At 39.3% G+C, this 18,632-nt stretch carries 14 protein-coding genes; 5 read left to right on the forward strand and 9 right to left on the reverse strand.

Going from position 1 to position 18,632, the window contains the following annotated elements; translation table 11 throughout:
* Positions 1 to 97 precede the first annotated feature (97 nt).
* On the forward strand, positions 98 to 1,252 hold the full coding sequence (locus tag DC498_RS19315) for a galactokinase (RefSeq protein WP_116875802.1): 1,155 nt from the start codon (positions 98 to 100) through the stop codon (positions 1,250 to 1,252).
* A 10-nt stretch (positions 1,253 to 1,262) separates the two neighbouring features.
* On the opposite strand, the gene DC498_RS19320 is transcribed toward DC498_RS19315, so the two are convergent.
* The gene (locus tag DC498_RS19320; RefSeq protein ID WP_116875803.1) at positions 1,263 to 2,645 is read right to left on the reverse strand and encodes a Gfo/Idh/MocA family protein; all 1,383 of its coding nucleotides are present in this window, start codon (positions 2,643 to 2,645) and stop codon (positions 1,263 to 1,265) included.
* A 115-nt stretch (positions 2,646 to 2,760) separates the two neighbouring features.
* On the opposite strand from DC498_RS19320, the gene DC498_RS19325 reads away from it, so the two are divergent.
* A complete protein-coding gene (locus DC498_RS19325) occupies positions 2,761 to 3,597 on the forward strand; it encodes a sugar phosphate isomerase/epimerase family protein (RefSeq protein ID WP_116875804.1) in 837 nt (278 codons plus the stop codon).
* Positions 3,598 to 3,820: 223 nt separating this feature from the next.
* Here the strand turns inward: DC498_RS19325 and DC498_RS19330 are convergent, their stop codons facing one another.
* Entirely contained in the window at positions 3,821 to 4,081 is a 261-nt protein-coding gene (locus tag DC498_RS19330) for an acyl-CoA-binding protein (protein WP_206197700.1), read from the reverse strand.
* 95 nt (positions 4,082 to 4,176) lie between these two features.
* Here DC498_RS19330 and DC498_RS19335 point away from each other — a divergent pair, with 95 nt between their 5' ends.
* Entirely contained in the window at positions 4,177 to 5,211 is a 1,035-nt protein-coding gene (locus DC498_RS19335; protein WP_116875806.1) for a sterol desaturase family protein, read from the forward strand.
* Positions 5,212 to 5,214: 3 nt separating this feature from the next.
* Here DC498_RS19335 and DC498_RS19340 read toward each other — a convergent pair whose 3' ends face one another.
* Complete coding sequence (locus DC498_RS19340) at positions 5,215 to 6,090, reverse strand: bestrophin family protein (protein WP_116875807.1); 876 nt, start codon at positions 6,088 to 6,090, stop codon at positions 5,215 to 5,217.
* Positions 6,091 to 6,411: 321 nt separating this feature from the next.
* On the opposite strand from DC498_RS19340, the gene DC498_RS19345 reads away from it, so the two are divergent.
* A complete protein-coding gene (locus DC498_RS19345; RefSeq protein ID WP_165813903.1) occupies positions 6,412 to 9,858 on the forward strand; it encodes a polysaccharide lyase family 8 super-sandwich domain-containing protein in 3,447 nt (1,148 codons plus the stop codon).
* Positions 9,859 to 9,989: 131 nt separating this feature from the next.
* A complete protein-coding gene (gene lepA, locus DC498_RS19350; RefSeq protein ID WP_116875809.1) occupies positions 9,990 to 11,783 on the forward strand; it encodes a translation elongation factor 4 in 1,794 nt (597 codons plus the stop codon).
* Between the two features lie 162 nt (positions 11,784 to 11,945).
* On the opposite strand, the gene DC498_RS19355 is transcribed toward lepA, so the two are convergent.
* From DC498_RS19355 to asnB, 6 genes are all read right to left on the reverse strand, one after another.
* Positions 11,946 to 12,440 (reverse strand): DUF6790 family protein, encoded by a 495-nt coding sequence (locus tag DC498_RS19355; protein ID WP_116875810.1) that lies wholly within the window; start codon positions 12,438 to 12,440, stop codon positions 11,946 to 11,948.
* Between the two features lie 303 nt (positions 12,441 to 12,743).
* Positions 12,744 to 13,169: a VOC family protein gene (locus DC498_RS19360; protein ID WP_116875811.1), complete on the reverse strand. Its 426-nt coding sequence runs from the start codon at positions 13,167 to 13,169 to the stop codon at positions 12,744 to 12,746.
* A gap of 526 nt (positions 13,170 to 13,695) precedes the next feature.
* Positions 13,696 to 14,811: a toxin-antitoxin system YwqK family antitoxin gene (locus DC498_RS19365; protein ID WP_116875812.1), complete on the reverse strand. Its 1,116-nt coding sequence runs from the start codon at positions 14,809 to 14,811 to the stop codon at positions 13,696 to 13,698.
* 365 nt (positions 14,812 to 15,176) lie between these two features.
* The gene (locus DC498_RS19370; RefSeq protein WP_116875813.1) at positions 15,177 to 15,752 is read right to left on the reverse strand and encodes a hypothetical protein; all 576 of its coding nucleotides are present in this window, start codon (positions 15,750 to 15,752) and stop codon (positions 15,177 to 15,179) included.
* A 236-nt stretch (positions 15,753 to 15,988) separates the two neighbouring features.
* Positions 15,989 to 16,618 carry a hypothetical protein gene (locus tag DC498_RS19375; RefSeq protein ID WP_133176909.1) on the reverse strand — a complete coding sequence of 210 codons (630 nt, stop codon included), beginning with the start codon at positions 16,616 to 16,618 and terminating at the stop codon, positions 15,989 to 15,991.
* Positions 16,619 to 16,814: 196 nt separating this feature from the next.
* Complete coding sequence (gene asnB / locus DC498_RS19380) at positions 16,815 to 18,506, reverse strand: asparagine synthase B (RefSeq protein WP_116875815.1); 1,692 nt, start codon at positions 18,504 to 18,506, stop codon at positions 16,815 to 16,817.
* Positions 18,507 to 18,632 lie beyond the last annotated feature (126 nt).

Genomic DNA, 18,632 nt, shown 5'->3' on the forward strand with positions numbered 1-18,632 from the left:
TTTCAGAATTATATTGTTTGAATGAGAAAATCCGTAGAATCTGTGAGAAATATGGTAACACATTTTATAGTAATATTGCCGCTCATAAAATACGCTAATGATTGATCAGCTTGCGGAGAAATTTAAACTGGCTTTTGGGCACGTGCATACGAATGTTTTTTTTGCGCCGGGACGCGTAAATCTTATAGGCGAACATATTGATTACAATGGCGGGCTTGTAATGCCATGCGCCATTACTTTTGGTACATATTTACTTATTGCTCCCAATACAACAAATATATTCAGGTTCAGGAGTGTGAATTTTGATGAAACCCTGGATATTGAAGTGCAGGATAGTTATACTAAAAGAGAAACGCTTTGGTATAATTACCCGGTTGGTGTAATAGACAGGTTTTTGAAATCCGGTAAGAAGGTCAAAGGTTTTGATATGCTTTTTTTCGGGAATATTCCTATCGGTTCCGGGCTTTCATCATCTGCTTCTATAGAGATTGTCACGGCTTTTGCACTTAATGTTTTATTGAATTCAGGCTTTTCAAAGCTGGCGTTAGTGAAGCTTTCTAAAGATGTTGAGAATAATTTCATCGGGTTAAACTCCGGTATTATGGATCAGTTTGCAGTTGCTTTTGGCGAAGTAAATAAAGCCCTGCAGCTTAATTGTGATACGCTTGAATATACTGCGGTTGATTGTAGTTTGGGAGATAATGTGCTGGCCATCATTAATACCAATAAGCCCCGCAAGCTGGCTGAGTCGAAATACAATGAAAGAGTAAATGAATGCAATGCGGCGCTTAAAGCGTTAAACGTGGAAGTGGAGGCAACCTATTTGTGTGATATGGATTCACAGGCTTTTACTGCTCATCAGCATCTTATTAAGGATGATATTGTTCGCAAAAGAGCGCAGCATGTGGTTGAAGAAAACCAGCGTGTAAAACAAGCTGCTAAAGCGTTGGCAGCGGGCAATCTTTCCGCGTTTGGTAAGCTCATGTATGCTTCACATGATTCGTTGCAGTATTTATATGAGGTGTCGGGCAGGGAACTTGATGTGGTTGTTGAATACTGCCGCACCAATAAACATGTTACAGGCGCAAGAATGACCGGCGCCGGGTTTGGCGGCTGTGCAATAGCGTTGGTGAACAAAGATCAATATGATAATTTTTATAAGGAGATCATTGCCTTTTATACTAATAAAATAGGCTATGCGCCTTCGGTGTATAAATCAATGATAGGAGACGGGGTTAAAGCGCTGGCTTAGTTTATCCAGGTTATTTATACAGCTTCACTTCTTCAATGGTATGGTTGAGCCTGCTGCGTTCAGCAGCAAAAGCCATTAAATGGCTTACCACTGATACATCAATGGTTGAAGATAATATCTGTGCATCATTATGTGCAACAGCCTGTACCCAATCCTGCACTAGCCGGTGATCACCACCACCGTGAAAATCTGTTTTTAAACTCCATGTTGTTTTTTGCCCGCTTCTGAAATCCGTGATCGTATATGTTTCCATATCACCTGTTATATCGCCTTTTGTTCCCATAATGCTTGTGCGGCGGCCTTCATACGACGTTAGCCCTTCCATTGAAAAAGCTGCGGTAATATTATTGCCAAAGCGCATGTTAATGGTAAGATGGTCAGGCTGATCATTATCCATATCAAACACACAGCGGCCATAGTCCGTTGTTTTTAGTTTTTTAAGAATAATGTAATCCCAGTTTCTTCTCCGCTCGGGCAAATCAAATACATATAATCTCTTCCTGTCCCTGTAATAGATTTGTAATGCTGAAAACGGGCAGGTAGATTCAACAGCACAGCCATCCGTGCATCTCGGCTTGCTTCCTGCCGGTGCATTTTCCTTCCTGAATAATTTTAATCCTCCAAAGCATTGAATGTCTTCAACAGGCTCGTTTATCAGCCATCTTAATATATCCGTATCATGGCATGACTTTGCCAGTACTATCGGTGATGTTTTTTCGCTGTTATGCCAGTTGCCTCTTACATACGAATGTGCCATATGTGCGTAACCAATAGGTTCCATGTGCTGCACGCTTACAATATCCCCTATGGTTTTGGAACTGATGATCTCTTTAAGCTGCCTGAAATAAGGTGAGTATCGCAGCACATGGCAAACACCAACAATTCTGCCGGTGGATTTTGCTTTGTCAAATATCTGCCTGCATTCTGCCTCGGTAAGAGCGATGGGTTTTTCCAGTAATACATCATAGCCGGCTTCAAGCGCTTTTAAGCATGGTTCGGCATGTAAAAAATCCGGGGTGGCAATAATAACGGCATCAGCAAATTTTTCTCTTTCAAAAACCTGCTGCCAGTTGTAAAATCTTTTGTCTGCCGCTATATTGTGTTTGCGTACAAATCTTCCGTTTCGTATGGCATCCTGTTCGGCCACGCCTACTATATTCAATTCATCAGGGTGGATCAATGCGTAATCAGCATAAATATTACCCCTGTTTCCTGCGCCTATTAAAATAGCAGTTACCGGTTTTTGCAGCGGACGGTGTAAAGGATTTTTGTATACGTCTTGTTTTAAGCCAAATAGTGCCGATATTTCTTTCCACGTAAGTATAAGAGACGCTGTTGCCTGGGTAAATGTTTCAGAAGCTATGTTTTTAAAAGAGAAGTTTTTAAAAGGCATAATCAACTTTTATTGTACGGCAGCTTACAAACTACTGTAATTTAAATAATCGTTGCACAAATCACACCGAAAATTTACTACCTTAATTCTTTCAATCTTTATAAAAACACAGATCATGCCATCAAGAAGGAAATTTATTCAAAGTTCAGCGATTGCTTTATCCGCTTCTTCTTTGCTGCCTTATGCTGCAGCTGCAAATAAAGCTGTTAGAAGAGATGACGCTAAAAAATCGTTCCTGGAAACAGGAATGGCGGGTTATTCGTTTGTAAATTATTCTCTGGAGCAAACCATAGCGATGATGAACCGCATTGGGATATATAACCTGTCTTTAAAAGATTTTCATTTACCGCTCGACAGCAGTCAGGAAAAAATAGATGAAGTATTGGGGGCATTTAAAGCCGGAGGCATCAATGTATATGCAACGGGTGTTATTTATATGAGGAGTGAAGCCGAGGTTGACCGGGCTTTTGCTTATACCAAAAAAGTAGGTGTTGGTTTACTTGTTGGTGTTCCAACTTATGAGTTGCTTGCATATACTGAAAAGAAAGTAAAAGAGTATGATATTAAAATAGCAATACACAATCATGGTCCGGAAGATAAATTATATCCTGGGCCTAAGGATGTATATGACCGCATCAATAAAATGGATAAACGTATGGGTTTGTGTCTTGATATTGGCCATGCGGTGAGAGCCGGCGCTGATCTTGCAAAAGTGGTAGCTGCTTATGCTGACAGGTTATTTGATCTGCATATAAAAGATGTAAATGCTGCAAAAGCAGACGGTAAAGCCATTGAATTAGGACGAGGTGTAATAGATTTTCCGGCTTTTGTAAAAGCACTGCGTGCAATAAATTATAAAGGAAAATGCAGCATTGAATATGAAAAAGATATGAAAGACGCTTTGCCGGGTATGGCTGAGTCAGCCGGATACTTCAGAGGAGTGATGAGCTAAAGGTATAGTAATAGTATATGATGTTGCAGATTCTGTTTCCTGTCATGGATACACGCAATGATCATTTGCGTATATATACAACCATTAAGAAATTAAGGGAATTAAGGATGCCTGATAACTGGTCTTAATGTTGCTTAACTTCTTAATGGTTATAGTCCTGAATCATCCCGCGCACACAGGATGCCGGAGTTTGCGGCAAACTATTTTAATGTATAGAGAAATACTAATTCGATTTCAACTTATCAACCAGGGCAATATATTCCTGCATCGCGGCATTGGTGCTCTTGCCTTTTAACGCAGCCCATGCTTCATACTTTGCCTTGGCAACAAAATCAAAAGGATTGGTTGGCGCTTCACTGTTATTATCTCCTTCGGTAGCCTGCTTATACAATGAATACAACTGGAGCAGGGTTTCATTGCTGGGCTTTTCTGACAGCATTTTACTTTCAGCAGCGGCTCTTTCGAATTGTTCTTTCAGTTCCATCAATTGGTGTAATTTTATATGAAATTAATAAGTAAGCTTGTAATGCGAAAGTATCCGCTTAAAAATTTATTAAGTAAATTAAACGATGCCGGCTTATGAATTTTTTAGAAACAATTTACAATGAGCTCATTGGTTTCCTGGGAGTTGGTTCTCTTATAGAAATGTATAAATCAGGAGATTACAGTGCTCTGCTTACATTTAAGGGTATTCTCGGTGCTATATCCCCATTTATTCCCATCCTGCTTATTATAGAAATTATAAGAAGCGCAGCATATAAAAAGTTTAAAGTAGAAGACTACAGGGTCAACTTCTTTATTTATGTATTCAACAGGTTTGTGTCAAGGTTTATTTCTATTGCCGCTGTGGCTTTTTGTATAGGTGTATTTGAAAAATATGCCATCTTTAAAACAAGCTTTACCTGGTACTGGTTTATTTATGGTTATATTGTCTGGGAGTTTTCTCATTTCATCTATCATTTCCTGGCGCATAAAGTAAGGTTGCTGTGGTGCCTGCACTCAACACATCATGCGCCGCAAACCATGAACCTGTCGGTAACGTATACCCACTTTTTTCTTGAAGCACCTTATGCAGATGTGATTAGAACAACGATTTGCATACTCGCCGGCGTTAATCCACCGCTATTGTTTTTTATTATGTTCATTGACGGTACATGGGGCGCGTTCATTCATGTGGGTGAAAGTATTATGAAAGACGGGCGTATGGGCTTTATGAATAAAATTATTCTTACACCGTCACATCACCGTGTGCATCATGCCCGAAACCCTTTGTATATGGATACCAACTTCTGCAACCTGCTGAATATTTGGGATAAAGTATTTAAAACATACGAGCCCGAGCGGAAAGAAGTTAAGATTGAATATGGTATTACAAGAGCAATGAATCCAAACAGTTTTTGGGATGTGAACTTTGGAGAAATAGTTGCGCTGGTAAAAGATATACGCAAAGCGCCTGGTATAAAAAATAAGTTGTTGTATATGATAATGCCTCCGGGATGGAGCCATACAGGAGATCATAAAACCGCAAAAGTAGCACGACGGGAATACCTTGAAAACCCGGCCACCCATCAAACAAATGAATCTATTGTTGAATTGGAAAAGGCCTCAGCCTGATGGCTATATCAGGTCATTGACGTTTTTTTGAATATTTTCTGCCATCTTATGCATAGGAAGGTCATTCGCATCTTTACCAAATGGTTCTTCAATTTCTTCTGCAATCAATTCAAGGCTGGCGAGCACATAAAATACAAAAGCTACCATTGGGGCTACGTAATACCCTAACGAGAATACATAGCCAAAGGGAAGCGTCATAACATAAATAAAGATAAATTTTTTAATAAAAGCGCTGTAGGAGTAGGGGATAGGCGTGTTGCGTATACGCTCGCATGCGCCGCAAACATCGGTAAATGATGACAGCTCTCCGTTTAACACGATCAATTGATCGCCTGTGATTTTTCCATGTTTGTATAAAAGATATGCCCGCTGCATCATAATAGATGCTATCTGATTAGGTACATGCTTGTTGGTATCAATGGAGGCCAATTCAGGATGAGCCTGCTCATCGAGCATAAGCCTGGTGGTTTCAGACTGCAGGTGATCTTTGAGAGCAGAGGCATACAGCGGGATCATTCTCCTGTAAAACTTCCGCGAATCGTCATCTCCTTCCAGCATGGCACTCAGCTTTATGGCAAGGTTGCGGCTGTTGTTTACAAGGCTACCCCAAAGCTTTCTGCCTTCCCACCACCTGTCGTAAGCGGTATTGGTTCTAAAAACCAGCAACATGGATATGGCAAAACCCAGCAGGCTATGCATTACCGGAATATTTTTTACCCAGCTGTTGGCAGAAAGGTGCAGGTATTCTATTTCCCAAAAAGCAATCACAAGAGAATATACTACCATAAAGCACATCAGGGGGGTCAGCTTTCTTACCGTATCATACTTATGAAACTGGAAAATTGTTCCAAACCAATTTTTAGGATTATAAATCAGCATAAAGGCTTATATCTTTTAAAAGCAAATATAACAGTTCAATTTTTTTATCATTAATTAATGATATTAATATGTTGGGAACCAATGTTTAAACTTCGGGAATAAAAATAAGATAAAAATTCTCTGTGGAAAAAGGCAAATGAGCATGAAAATTGCTGATAAGAGTTTTTTCCAAAAAGGTTTCTTGTCATAGAGCCCTTTGAAAAACCATAAGCAAACTAAATTCAATTTTTTATGATGGGGTTACCCTTTTCCCTATGCGCTCCCATGTGGAACAGATATAAGTGTTTGTGCTTTCCCGGCTCTAGGCAATTCAGCTATACCTTGTTTTTAATAATAGGTATTCTTGCTTCAGTATCAGTATACAGCCAGCCTGATTTCGAAACCAGCGTTCCTTCCAATTTCACAGCTTCCAAAGGTAGTTTATCTATTAGCGACAGGCATTACAGGATAGGCGCAAAATCACTTCGATGGGATTGGGTAGCCGGTGATGTTCTGGAAGTTGAATTGACCAGTGCCCAGGCTTCTGCCATAAACGGGGGGCTTTTTAACTATTATCAGGGTCATTTTCAACTATGGGTTCATAATGAAACCGCCGCTAAAGATACTTTTGAAATTCAATTTTATAATAATAAGACTGTCAATCAATTCCACTTCAGGTTTAATGTGAATTTTGAGGGATGGAGAAAATTACTCAGGAGTTACATGTATGATATGCTGAACGGTGGTAGTACCAATAATGTTGGTACGGAAATGCGCATTGTTGCACCTGCATCAGGTAGTGGAACGATATATTTAGATGATCTGCAATTTATGCGGGCTTATGATTTTAAGCAGTCCGATGATGTGATGCCTGATTTATATGAATTAGCGCCCATAAAAAACAATATGATAAGCGACTTTTACTATAGTTGCTATTATGCACCACCATTAATTTCTTTTACACAACCTACGCAGCAGGAACTTGCGGGGCTTGACTCTGTTAGAGCCAGGGTTAAACGACGGTCTATTGGCAGCGCGCCCACAGCAGCACAATTGAGTTCAGCTGTCACTCAGTATAATACCTACAATATAATGGTGGAGGGAAGTGCTGTGAAGGGAAAACCTATTACTGATCCGCAGGAAATTGGCCAGATGATAGGAGTGTTTGCCCGTAGTTACGTGCATAATAATAATAACGACAGTAAAGAAAAAGCGATCAATCTCTTAAAGTTGATGTTTGATTCAGGCATTGCCGGAGGTAGCGGATTTTGGTTTGGAGGTGGTTATAAAGGATATAATCAAATGGATTTTTTTAGTGCGCTTATTAATGTAGATTATTTTGCCGATGCATCTCTCAGATATAATTTATGGCATTGGATAAAATGGAGTACAGGTACGGGGTTAGCCTGGAAAAATGAATCCAATGGCTTATTTGATACGGACGATATTTATACGCTGCAGGATGCATTTATGGCAATGATATTATTCAGCCCGGATGATGCTACCGGTGTGGAGGATCTGAAAAGGCTTAAAGTGTATCTGGAGAAATTTTTAGAAGACCAAAAAGGACTTAGTGACGGGATTAAGAAAGATGGTGTTGCTTTCCACCATTCGGCTCATTATAACGCATATATGTATGCGATGAATTCACTTATAACTTATACTTTATCAGTTTTGCGTAAAACGCCATTCCAGATTAATATACAGGCCTATTATACTCTTAGAAAGGCTGCTTATGCAGAGTGTATTATGTCTAATAAAATTTATTATGCAAATAGTTTAAATGGGCGGCATCCTTTTGAAGTTATTACTTATTACAATCAGCCGGCGCTTGAGCAGCTGGCTTATATTGGAGGTGAAATAGTAAATCAGGCATTTGATCCAGTAGTAGCGGCAATGCATTCACGTATATATGATTATGCCCCAAAAATTGGTGGAACAAGCGCAGAGGCTTTTCCCAGTGGTTTCTGGCAAATGAATTATAGTCCGCTCGCTTTATACAGAAAAGATAACTGGGTGGCGACCATCAAAGGGATAAATAACGATTTTTGGGCAACCGAAACTTATTCCAGTGATAACAGGTATGGAAGATACCAGGGCTATGGCGCTCTTGAAATATTATACCCCAGCGTTTATGGGCAAAAACTTAAGCCCAGTGGTATGATGCTGGAAGGGTGGGACTGGAATAAACCACCCGGCACAACCACTATAGTTTATCCGTATGATTCTTTGAGCCTTAAAGGAACAGTTACTGATATCAGCGAAAGAAATGCACTTAATTTTGCCGGAGGGGTAAAATTTGGTGAGCCTTCGGAAACATCGTCCTCTGATGTACTGTTACAGGAGTTGCAGGGAGAGTATGGAATGTACGGGCTTAATTTTCAGCAGATAAACTATACAATAACGCATAGTTCTACATTTACTTTCCGGAAGTCGTGGTTTTGTTTCGGCAAAAAAATTGTTTGCCTGGGAAGTAATATAAATAATAACAGATCATGGAGAAATACCATCACAACTTTATTCCAGACTTCCCTGTCCTCAACATCAACACCTGTTATTGTGGATGCTGCTTCAAAAACAGCATTTCCGCTATCTGAATCTTTAAGTCAGAGTGATGCTCACTGGGTGATTGATCCCTTTAAAACCGGGTATTATATACTGTCCGGCAGTAATGTGCAAATAGAGAAAAAATCACAGACCAGTCCTGATGAATCAGGCTCCGGCGCTACTACTACTGCTGACTATGCAAATGCCTATATTAATCATGGCAATGCGCCTTCAAATGCAAAATATGCTTATGTGGTAATACCCAATACTACCCAGTCGGCAATGAGCGATTTTTCTACCAGAATGGGATCGTCTTCAACACGTGAGTTTGATATTTTGCAGCAGGATGAACATGCGCACATCATTCAGGAAAATATTACCGATGCCGTGGGATTCAGTTTGTTTACCACAAATACACAGTTAACCAGTAATACCATAGTCAAGGCAAACGATGTTCCTTGTGTGGTTATGGCACAGATACGTAATGATACGCTGCGCATCTCTGTAGTAAACCCGGATATTAATCTTGTGAATGATCAGAGCGTGGCTGTACCTATAACGCTCCGGTTGTATGGCGGATGGCTTAAAGCTGCCAACGTTCCTGCAAAATATGCTACACTGGTTTCTTCAGAAGCGGCTGAATCAGTTGTTACTTTTTCAGTGGCTGATGGGTTACCTGCAGAAATTACTCTAGCGAGATTTGCTTCAGTATTACCGTTAACATCTTTAAAATTAACAGGTGAAATTGATGCCGCAGCTCATCAAAACATATTGACAGCAACAATAGAGAATAACAGCCAGGCTAAATATACACTTGAGTATAAATCTGCTGACGATGTGAATTGGGCGTTAATGGATAGTAAAATAATAGAAGGAGCTGCCAGTGAGCAATCTTATAAGTTTTATCATCTTAATCCCCTGCCGCAGGAAAATCAATACCGTGTTATGTGCACAGATAATGATGGAACTGTTAAATACTCCAATATTGTGCTGCTTAAGAATACACAATCTGCTGATATTACTATTGCTCCTAATCCTGCCAGGAATGATTTTGCGATTATGTTCAAGCAAAAGTCCCAGAAACCGCTGCAATGGACCCTTGCAGATGCAACGGGCAAAATTGTGAAGGCCGGAACTGTTTCCGGTTTAAGGGAAAATGTATCGGTGCGGAATTTACCGGCAGGCGTATATTACCTCAAGTTTGCCGATGGCAGGTATTTTCCGGTGGTAATTGCAAAATAAATATCATTTTATACCAGTAAAAGGTAGGATTTATTCCTGCCTTTTTTAATTTCTTCACTAATGCTTCACCCGGTTTATATTGCTGTTAAAACGCTTACCTTTGCGCATCTCAAAAAAAGACGAGCAAGTAAATGAAGCATATCCGGAACTTTTGTATCATAGCCCATATTGACCATGGAAAGAGCACCCTGGCAGATCGTTTATTGCAGGTAACCAATACCATCAGCGAAAGAGAAATGATGGACCAGGTGCTGGACGATATGGATCTTGAAAGAGAAAAAGGCATTACCATTAAAAGCCATGCTATCCAGATCAATTATAAAAATTCGCATGGTGAAACGTATACACTTAATTTGATTGATACGCCCGGGCATGTTGATTTCAGCTATGAAGTTAGCCGGGCACTTGCAGCATGTGAAGGCGCATTATTGCTGGTAGATGCCACGCAGGGGATACAGGCCCAAACCATCAGCAATCTTTACCTGGCTATAGATAACGATCTGGAGATCATCCCGGTAATCAATAAAATTGATATGGATGGGGCGATGATTGAAGAAGTGAAAGACCAGATAGTAGAATTGATTGGCTGTAAACCGGAAGATATTTTATTGGCAAGCGGCAGAACAGGGTTGGGCGTAGAGGCTGTGCTGGAAGCTATTGTTGACAGGATACCTCCTCCTGAAGGTAACCCCGATGTGCCATTGCAGGCATTGATATTTGACAGTGTATTTAATTCTTTCCGTGGTATAATAGTGTATTACCGTATTATGAACGGCGGTTTGAAAAAAGCCGACAAAGTGAAATTTGTAAGTACGGGACAGGAGTATGAAGCCGATGAAATAGGTATACTGAAATTAAAGATGACAGAGAAGCAGGAAGTGAAATGCGGGGATGTTGGTTATATAATTACCGGTATTAAAAACGCGAAGGAAGTTAAAGTAGGGGATACTATTACCCTGGCAAGTAATCCTGAACCGGTTGCCATCAAAGGTTTTGAGGAAGTTAAACCAATGGTTTTTGCCGGTATATTTCCTGTAGTTACAGATGATTTTGAAGAGCTGAGAGATTGCATGGATAAGCTTCAGTTAAATGATGCTTCATTAACATTTGAACTGGAAACATCACAGGCCCTGGGCTTTGGCTTCCGTTGTGGCTTTCTCGGGCTGCTGCACATGGAGATCATACAGGAAAGATTGGAGAGAGAGTTTAACCAAACAGTAATTACAACCGTTCCTAACGTAAGCTTTATAGCATATACTACCAAAGCCGAAAAAATAATTGTAAACAACCCGGCTGAGATGCCTGATGTTGTAAAAACAGAGAGAATTGAGGAGCCATATATAAAAGCGCAGATCATTACAAAGCCTGAATATATTGGTAATATAATGACGCTGTGTTTGGGTAAAAGAGGCATTTTGATCAATCAGAGTTATTTAACAACAACAAGGGTTGAATTGATTTTTGAAATGCCTTTAACTGAAATCGTTTTTGACTTTTATGATAAGCTTAAGAGCCAGACCCGTGGCTATGCTTCGTTTGACTACCATCCTATTGGTTACCGTGATGCTGATATTGTTAAGATGGATATTTTATTGAATGGTGATAAAGTTGATGCATTGAGCGCTTTAATACATCGCAGCAGGGCGCAGGATTTTGGGAGAAAGCTTTGCGAAAAATTGAAAGAACTGGTTCCGCGCCAGCAATTCCAGATAGCCATACAGGCGGCAATAGGAGCTAAGATCGTTGCCCGCGAAAATATTTCGGCTATGCGTAAAGATGTTACTGCCAAATGTTATGGTGGTGATATAAGCCGTAAACGTAAGCTGCTTGAAAAACAGAAAGAAGGTAAAAAGCGCATGCGCCAGATCGGGAATGTAGAAGTGCCGCAGGAAGCTTTTTTAGCAGTGTTGAAGCTGGATGATTAGGGGCTTGAAACTTGAGATTGGCGGGAGCGTTTGTCGTTTCTGGTTGCAACAGGTAAGTTACCGGTACGGGCTTACTGATAGTCATTTGTTCCAATACATTCGGTAGTTTCTTCATTTTTGTTCCAGGCAATTTACAGTTCCTGCAATACCCTTTTATTATGCTCATATCGCCTTTATAAAGTATGCTAAAAGAAAAGCGGAAATCAGTAAATCAGTCCACAAGGCAAATTTTTCATTTATTCCTGAGTTTTTTTTCAGCCCGTGTTGAATGCCGGCAATGCCGTAATAAAGTCCGCTTGCAAATGCGCTTACAATTCTCCAGTCTGGTCTGAATAAAGAAACGATGCCAACAAGTCCGAAGCAAATATTGGCGAAGCCTAACTCACGAAGGATTGTAAAAATGTCCGCATTCTCAACGTGAAATATTTGTTTGGCTGTAAACTCCGGGTTTTTCACTTGCTTTATGCCTGCCAGGAACAAACGAAGGCCGACTGCAGAAAAGATGAACCATTTACAAAACAGTTCAAAAGTCAATGCTATATCATTTGCCAGATATTCTGCAATAAAACCAATTGCCGGCAAAACAAAAGTCAGTGCAGTTACACTGATGATGTAAAACTTGTTTGGTCGATCTCCTGTATTTTTTGTTGCTGTCATTGTTATGCGTTGGTTGGCCTTTATAGTCACTATAGAACCGGCGGTTTTAAATGTATCCTGTTATCATCAGTTTAGGGATCGAAGCGCTTAAAATGTGCTTTCGTCTCGTTATAAAAAGCCCCAATAGGTTGCATCTCCTCGATTTCGGTTAAAGTGCCGGATTGTATTGCTGTCATTGTTTTTGATAATAAAGCCGCAGTTGTCATTTTATGATTGTGATAGTGTGTCGTTTATTGTGAGCACAAAGAGCAGGCTTTGTGCTGACGAGGAAATAGCAGTTTGCTGCCCAAAACTATAAGCTGCTTAATGTGCTGCTTCAATTGTTACCTTCCACATAATTCCAAATTTGTCAATACATATACCGTAATAAGATCCCCAGAATGCCTGGTTCAATGGAATTTTTATTTGTCCACCACGGGAAAGTTCATTGAATAGTCTGTCTGCTTCTTCTTTTTCACCGGCATGAACAATAAGCGAGAAGTTGCTATACGTTAATAGTTGGCTGTATGCTTCATTATTGTCGGAACCCATCAGAACTGTCTCCCTGCTGATAGGCAAAGAAACGTGCATGATCTTCTCATCTGTTTCCCGAAAAACATGCCTGTCTGTTTGGGGAACGTCTTTGTAACGTCCAAGATATGTAAAGTCTTTCTGAAAGACAGCTTTGTAAAAATTAAAAGCTTCTTCGCAATTTCCGTTGAAATATATGTATGGATTTACGGTTGCCATAAACTTCTTTTAATTGCTCCTTAGAATAATATTTAAATAATTTATGTGGAAAAAATCCTCATTAGGTTACCGGAAGTTACGATATCCGCAGACTTTAATAATGTAAAAGTTCATTGTGAACGCTATTGTAAAGGAATGTGGGCGATATCGCAAAGCCCAATACTCAGGAGGGCAGAGCTGTATACGAGGCCCGTACGTAAAGTGGTGTGGGAAATATGTTCCGTTACTTAGAATTAGAAGTAGCAGAGCCGCCTGCCCGATTATAAGCAGGCCTTCATCATCTGCAATCATGCGCTGTTAATGTTTATCTATAAATCCAGGCGCAACTTTATTAAATTCTCATGAGTTTTAATATTCCAATCCATGATTAGTATTGAGAAGAGTTATTTTTCCCCCACTGTCGCAGATCTCCCGACCAATGCCTAACATCGGCCTCCATAGGCGAAGCCTGCCCGGCAAGGTGGAGTTAACATCGTTTTCATTTCTTGTCTTTCGGGTAAAACGAAAGCATAGATATTGTACGCCGTTAATTTTCTTTATTACGAAATAAATAATCAACCGGTATTATAATTTGGTTACTGTCAACGAGAATTGTAAAGAAAATATTTGATTCTATTTTGTTAGAATTGATAACTGCCGTTTTCCACTGTGTCATTTTTGAAAGTAAATTGTAAATATAGTTTTCGATATTTTTATCATTGATTGAAGATGCAATGTTTATCTCATCAATTTTATTTTTCTTACTTACTTTAATACCAACAACCAACCACTGATTTTGAACTGGTTTATCATATTTTGAAAGCTCGTCTTGAAGTTGTGGATAAAAAGATGAATGGATATTTTGGTTGTTATAACGCCAGACAGAAACTGCATTCCCTGGACAAACAACTGAGTTATCTAACAGGATAAGGTTTTCATTCCCATAAAAAGCAGTTAAACCAATTCTTGGCTTGTCAGTATATTCTTCATTGTTTCCACCACCTTTTATAAAATCACCTTCATCGTAAGTTTCTATTGATATTGGTAAAGATGCATTTGGGCTGGCGAAAAATTTCCATTCACCATCTTTCTTTCCATTTTTTATTTGCCCCGACGTTTTATATTCATCGCATTGCTTGTAAATATTAAATTCTGTTTCAAAGTTTCCATTCTTATCATGTACAGTTGCTTTTCCATCACGTTTGTATGCTTCCAGTACTAAAGGCTCATTATCGGTATATTCATAAATCTTTTCAACATTTCCATTAGGATAATAAAAAGTCCATTTACCTTGTCTGACATTGCTTTGATAATTTCCTTCTTCTTTAAGTTTTCCGTTTTCATAGTAATAACTGGATAATCCTTCCAGATTATTGTTTAGCATATTTGCCTTTAAGTATACTTTTCCGTTTGTATAGTAATCAGTAAAACTGCCTGTAATATTTATTATTATTGAGTCCATTTTCCCTATACGATAGTAGGAAGCGCATTTCTTGCCAACAACAGTACCGCCACAATTGAAATAAATTTTTATGCTGTCGTTATTAAAGACTTCAACATAATCACCAATTTTGAAATTGTCGGGAAGCGTTTGTGAAGCCGCTGAAAGTTTAATAATAAGTAGTGAAATCGTTACCGCAACTTTTATGTATGTATTGGTCATTTTGTTAGAGTGATTGTGGATTGTTTTAACGGAGTATGATGTCTGGCGGCCTTGCAATGGTTCGGTAATAGCGAACAGTACTACTTAATTTTCCTAAACCAATGTCTGCATAGCTATAAGTCCCCAATGAATAACCCGTCAGCAAACATAAAGACCTTTTTAAAATAATGTCTTTATATTTTGTGTATCCGTCACCTGTACCTGCAATGAAAAAGAAACAAGTGCCGACAGGAAAAGAAATAGAAATTTGTTTTTCATTAGCAATGGTTCCGGGTAGTCCTCAAAAATTATCAATTTACCCATAATAAAAATGTTTTTCGCTGCAGTCCCGCCATATAACCAAGCCGCCTGTTGTGTGCATGTTGTTATTGTCCAAACCCGATCGCTGACTTTCCTTCTCGCCCGAGCAGTTCATCCTTAAGAGCTTCATAGTGATTTTCAGTTATGATCTCTCTGTTTCGTAAAAACTGTAGATTGTCAATCTGTTGCTCCACCGGAAGAGCACGGTCAATTTTTCCATATTTTTTCATGAGATAGTTATTTGATGCTTCAATAATCTTATCTGAAAACTCTACGACATCTTCTTTATTTTTATTGTTGAAGTATAGTGTTATTTCGTCGCCAGTATAGGTTGCAATTGTCACTGTCTTTTTTCTATTCATGAAGGCGGTTAATACAAAGATCACTCCGATTGAAAGGAATATGACCGTTAGTTCTTCGGCTGTCCCTAATAGAAACAGGAAGCTAAAGACAAAAAAGAAAAGTCCAGTAATAACAAGGTTATTGTTTATCTGTGTTTGAATCTTTTTCTTGTTATGAATATTGTCGAATGGAATTTCATATTCAATCCTGTCTAATAAACCTTTTCGGTCAATTTTTAGCGAACTACTAAGAATATCAAAGGTCTGCCTTGTAAAGCGTCTATTATTATTGAATGTCATAATTTAAATGGAAACAATTACACACAACGAACTGCGGTTTTGTACAGGTGTGGTATTCATTGAATGTCAGACCCAGAACAAAAGCCGATTGAAAAAATGTGATGAAGATAATAACTAAAAACCAAATTACTAACGTTCAGTCTGGAACCGAAGCTGTATATCGAGCCTGTTGTGGGGCTTACGACATCAGAGCACATTTCCACAACCCAACGTTGCCTGCTGGGCTTACCAAACAGTCAGTCTGTAAATGCTTTCAGCAAAGGCTTTCTGTAATCGTGGTCCTTTTCGTGAAGCTCAATTATTTTTTCAGCTGTATTTATATTAAAAAACATTTCCGCATAAGTGTTCTCGTCACAATCGTCATTAAAAAATAGCTTGAATTTATAGTAACCATTTTTATCAAAGTCTGTGTCTTGTTGGTTTAAAGAAAATACAGTAGCCGATATTATGTTCCTGGAAAAGGTCTTTTTCGTTGGTTCGTTATATAGATCAAACAGAGCATTGATGAGTTTATCGCTTTCTTGTCCAAGTGAAATAAACTTTACACCATTTTTTACAAAGCCACTTTTTGAATTAATTTCTCCGTCAGAAGTTATGCCAAATGGAAGTTTAGAATTGATTTCAAATTTAAGTCCAACAGGCTTGTTTTTATAAAGTCCCTGTCCAACATAAATATTTGTTATGTCTGTTTTGCTGCTGGCCGTAATTGTTAGGAAAATATCACTAAACCCTTCGCTTATATCAGTCCTTGATGTAATGTCAGCAAGTTTTTGCGAATTGGTTTGCTGCTTTTTGTCATTGCCTTGTCCACAACCAAATAGAGTTGAAAAAAGTCCCATTAAAATTATTTGAATTAGTAGTTTCATTTTTGAAGTGTTGCCATAGCCTTGCAACCAACACGTAAATTTATGTTATTGCCCCAATTTCCAGTTATCAATAATCAGCATCTCAGCGTTATGAATTTTGTATTGTTATTAGTACAATACGATCTGTTATAGTAATACCAAATAAATAAGGCTACCACAACGGGCAGCCTTATTATGTAAAGTGTAATATGAAATTTTATTTAACCAGTTCCTGCTCTCCTTCATAAGCCATATTATGCACATTTGCAACGGCTCTGCCTGAAGGATCATTGAGGTTCTGGAATGATTTATCCCATGCCAGCGCCTCAGGTGTGCTGCAGGCAACAGAGGGTACCGAAGGTACACATGCCGCCGCGGTATCTGATGGAAAATGTTCGCTGAATATGGAACGGTAATGATATTCTTCTTTTGACATTGGCGGGTTGATCGGGAACCGGTACCTGGCATTAGCCAGTTGTTCGTCGGTAACTTTTTCAGCCGCAACTGCTTTAAGCGTATCTATCCAGCTATACCCCACACCGTCAGAAAATTGTTCTTTCTGGCGCCATGCAATGCTCTCCGGCAGGTAATCTTCAAATGCCTTGCGCAGTATCCATTTCTCCATCTTGCCCGGCTTTATCATTTTATCAGCAGGGTTAAGCCGCATGGCAACATCCATAAATTCTTTATCAAGAAACGGAACACGCCCTTCAATGCCCCATGCTGCTAATGATTTGTTGGCGCGAAGGCAATCATATAAATGCAGCTTGCTTAGTTTGCGCACGGTTTCTTCATGAAAACCCTCGGGGTTTGGTGCTTTATGGAAATACAGGTATCCACCGAATAATTCATCTGAACCCTCTCCTGATAATACCATTTTTATCCCCATTGATTTAATGATCCTTGCCATTAAATACATTGGTGTTGATGCCCTGATGGTAGTAACATCATATGTTTCTAGGTGATAAATTACATCACGGATGGCATCCAGCCCTTCCTGTATAGTAAAATGAATTTCATGATGCACGGTTCCTATATGATCCGCTGCTTTTTTTGCTGCTGCCAGGTCTGGTGAGCCTTTTAAGCCAACCGCAAATGAATGCAACTGGGGATACCAGGCTGTTTGTGTATCGCCTGATTCAATTCTTTTTGAAGCGAATTTTTTGGTAACAGCGGCTATAATGGAAGAATCAAGCCCGCCTGATAATAAAACGCCATAAGGAACGTCAGACATCAGTTGGCGGTGTACCGCGTCTTCCAGCGCTTTGCGTAAAGTGGCGATATCAGAAACGTTATCTTTTACGTTCTCATATTTTTCCCAATCGCGCTTATACCATTTCTTCAGCTCATAGCTTCCGTCTTTGCTGTGCAGGTAGTGACCAGGCAAAAATTCTTTTATGTTGTTGCAAACACCTTCCAGCGCTTTCAGCTCAGAAGCCACATAAAAATTGCCCCATTCATCCCATCCCATATAAAAAGGAATGATACCAATATGATCACGCGCTATAAAATAACTGCCATCTGATTTATCGTATAAAGCAAATGCGAAAATGCCATTGAGGTCCTCAAGAAAATTAATACCCTTTTTACGGTATAATGCCAGTATCACTTCGCAATCCGACTGTGTCAGGAATTCATAATCAGGCAGCGTTTTACGTATCTCCTGGTGATTATATATTTCGCCATTCACTGCCAGTACTAAAGTTTTGTCTTTGGTATACAGCGGCTGACCACCCGACTGGGGGTCAACAATAGCGAGACGCTCGTGCGCCAGTACTATATTGTCATCGCTGTATATGCCAGACCAATCCGGGCCACGATGCCGGATCCTTTTCGACATCTTCAAAATTTTCGGTCTTAATGATTCGGTGCCTGTTTTGCAATCAAACACCCCAACAATGCCACACATAATGAATTTAGTTTATTCTTTTGGTTTAAAAATTTCAGCAAATGTAGGATAATGTTTTCAAATTATAACTCAATTTGCTTTTTTTATAAAAATTTTTCAAAAATATATGCCTTATTAAAGAAAATA

The sequence above is a fragment of the Terrimonas sp. genome, assembly GCF_003075435.1.
Classification (GTDB): Bacteria; Bacteroidota; Bacteroidia; order Chitinophagales; family Chitinophagaceae; genus Agriterribacter.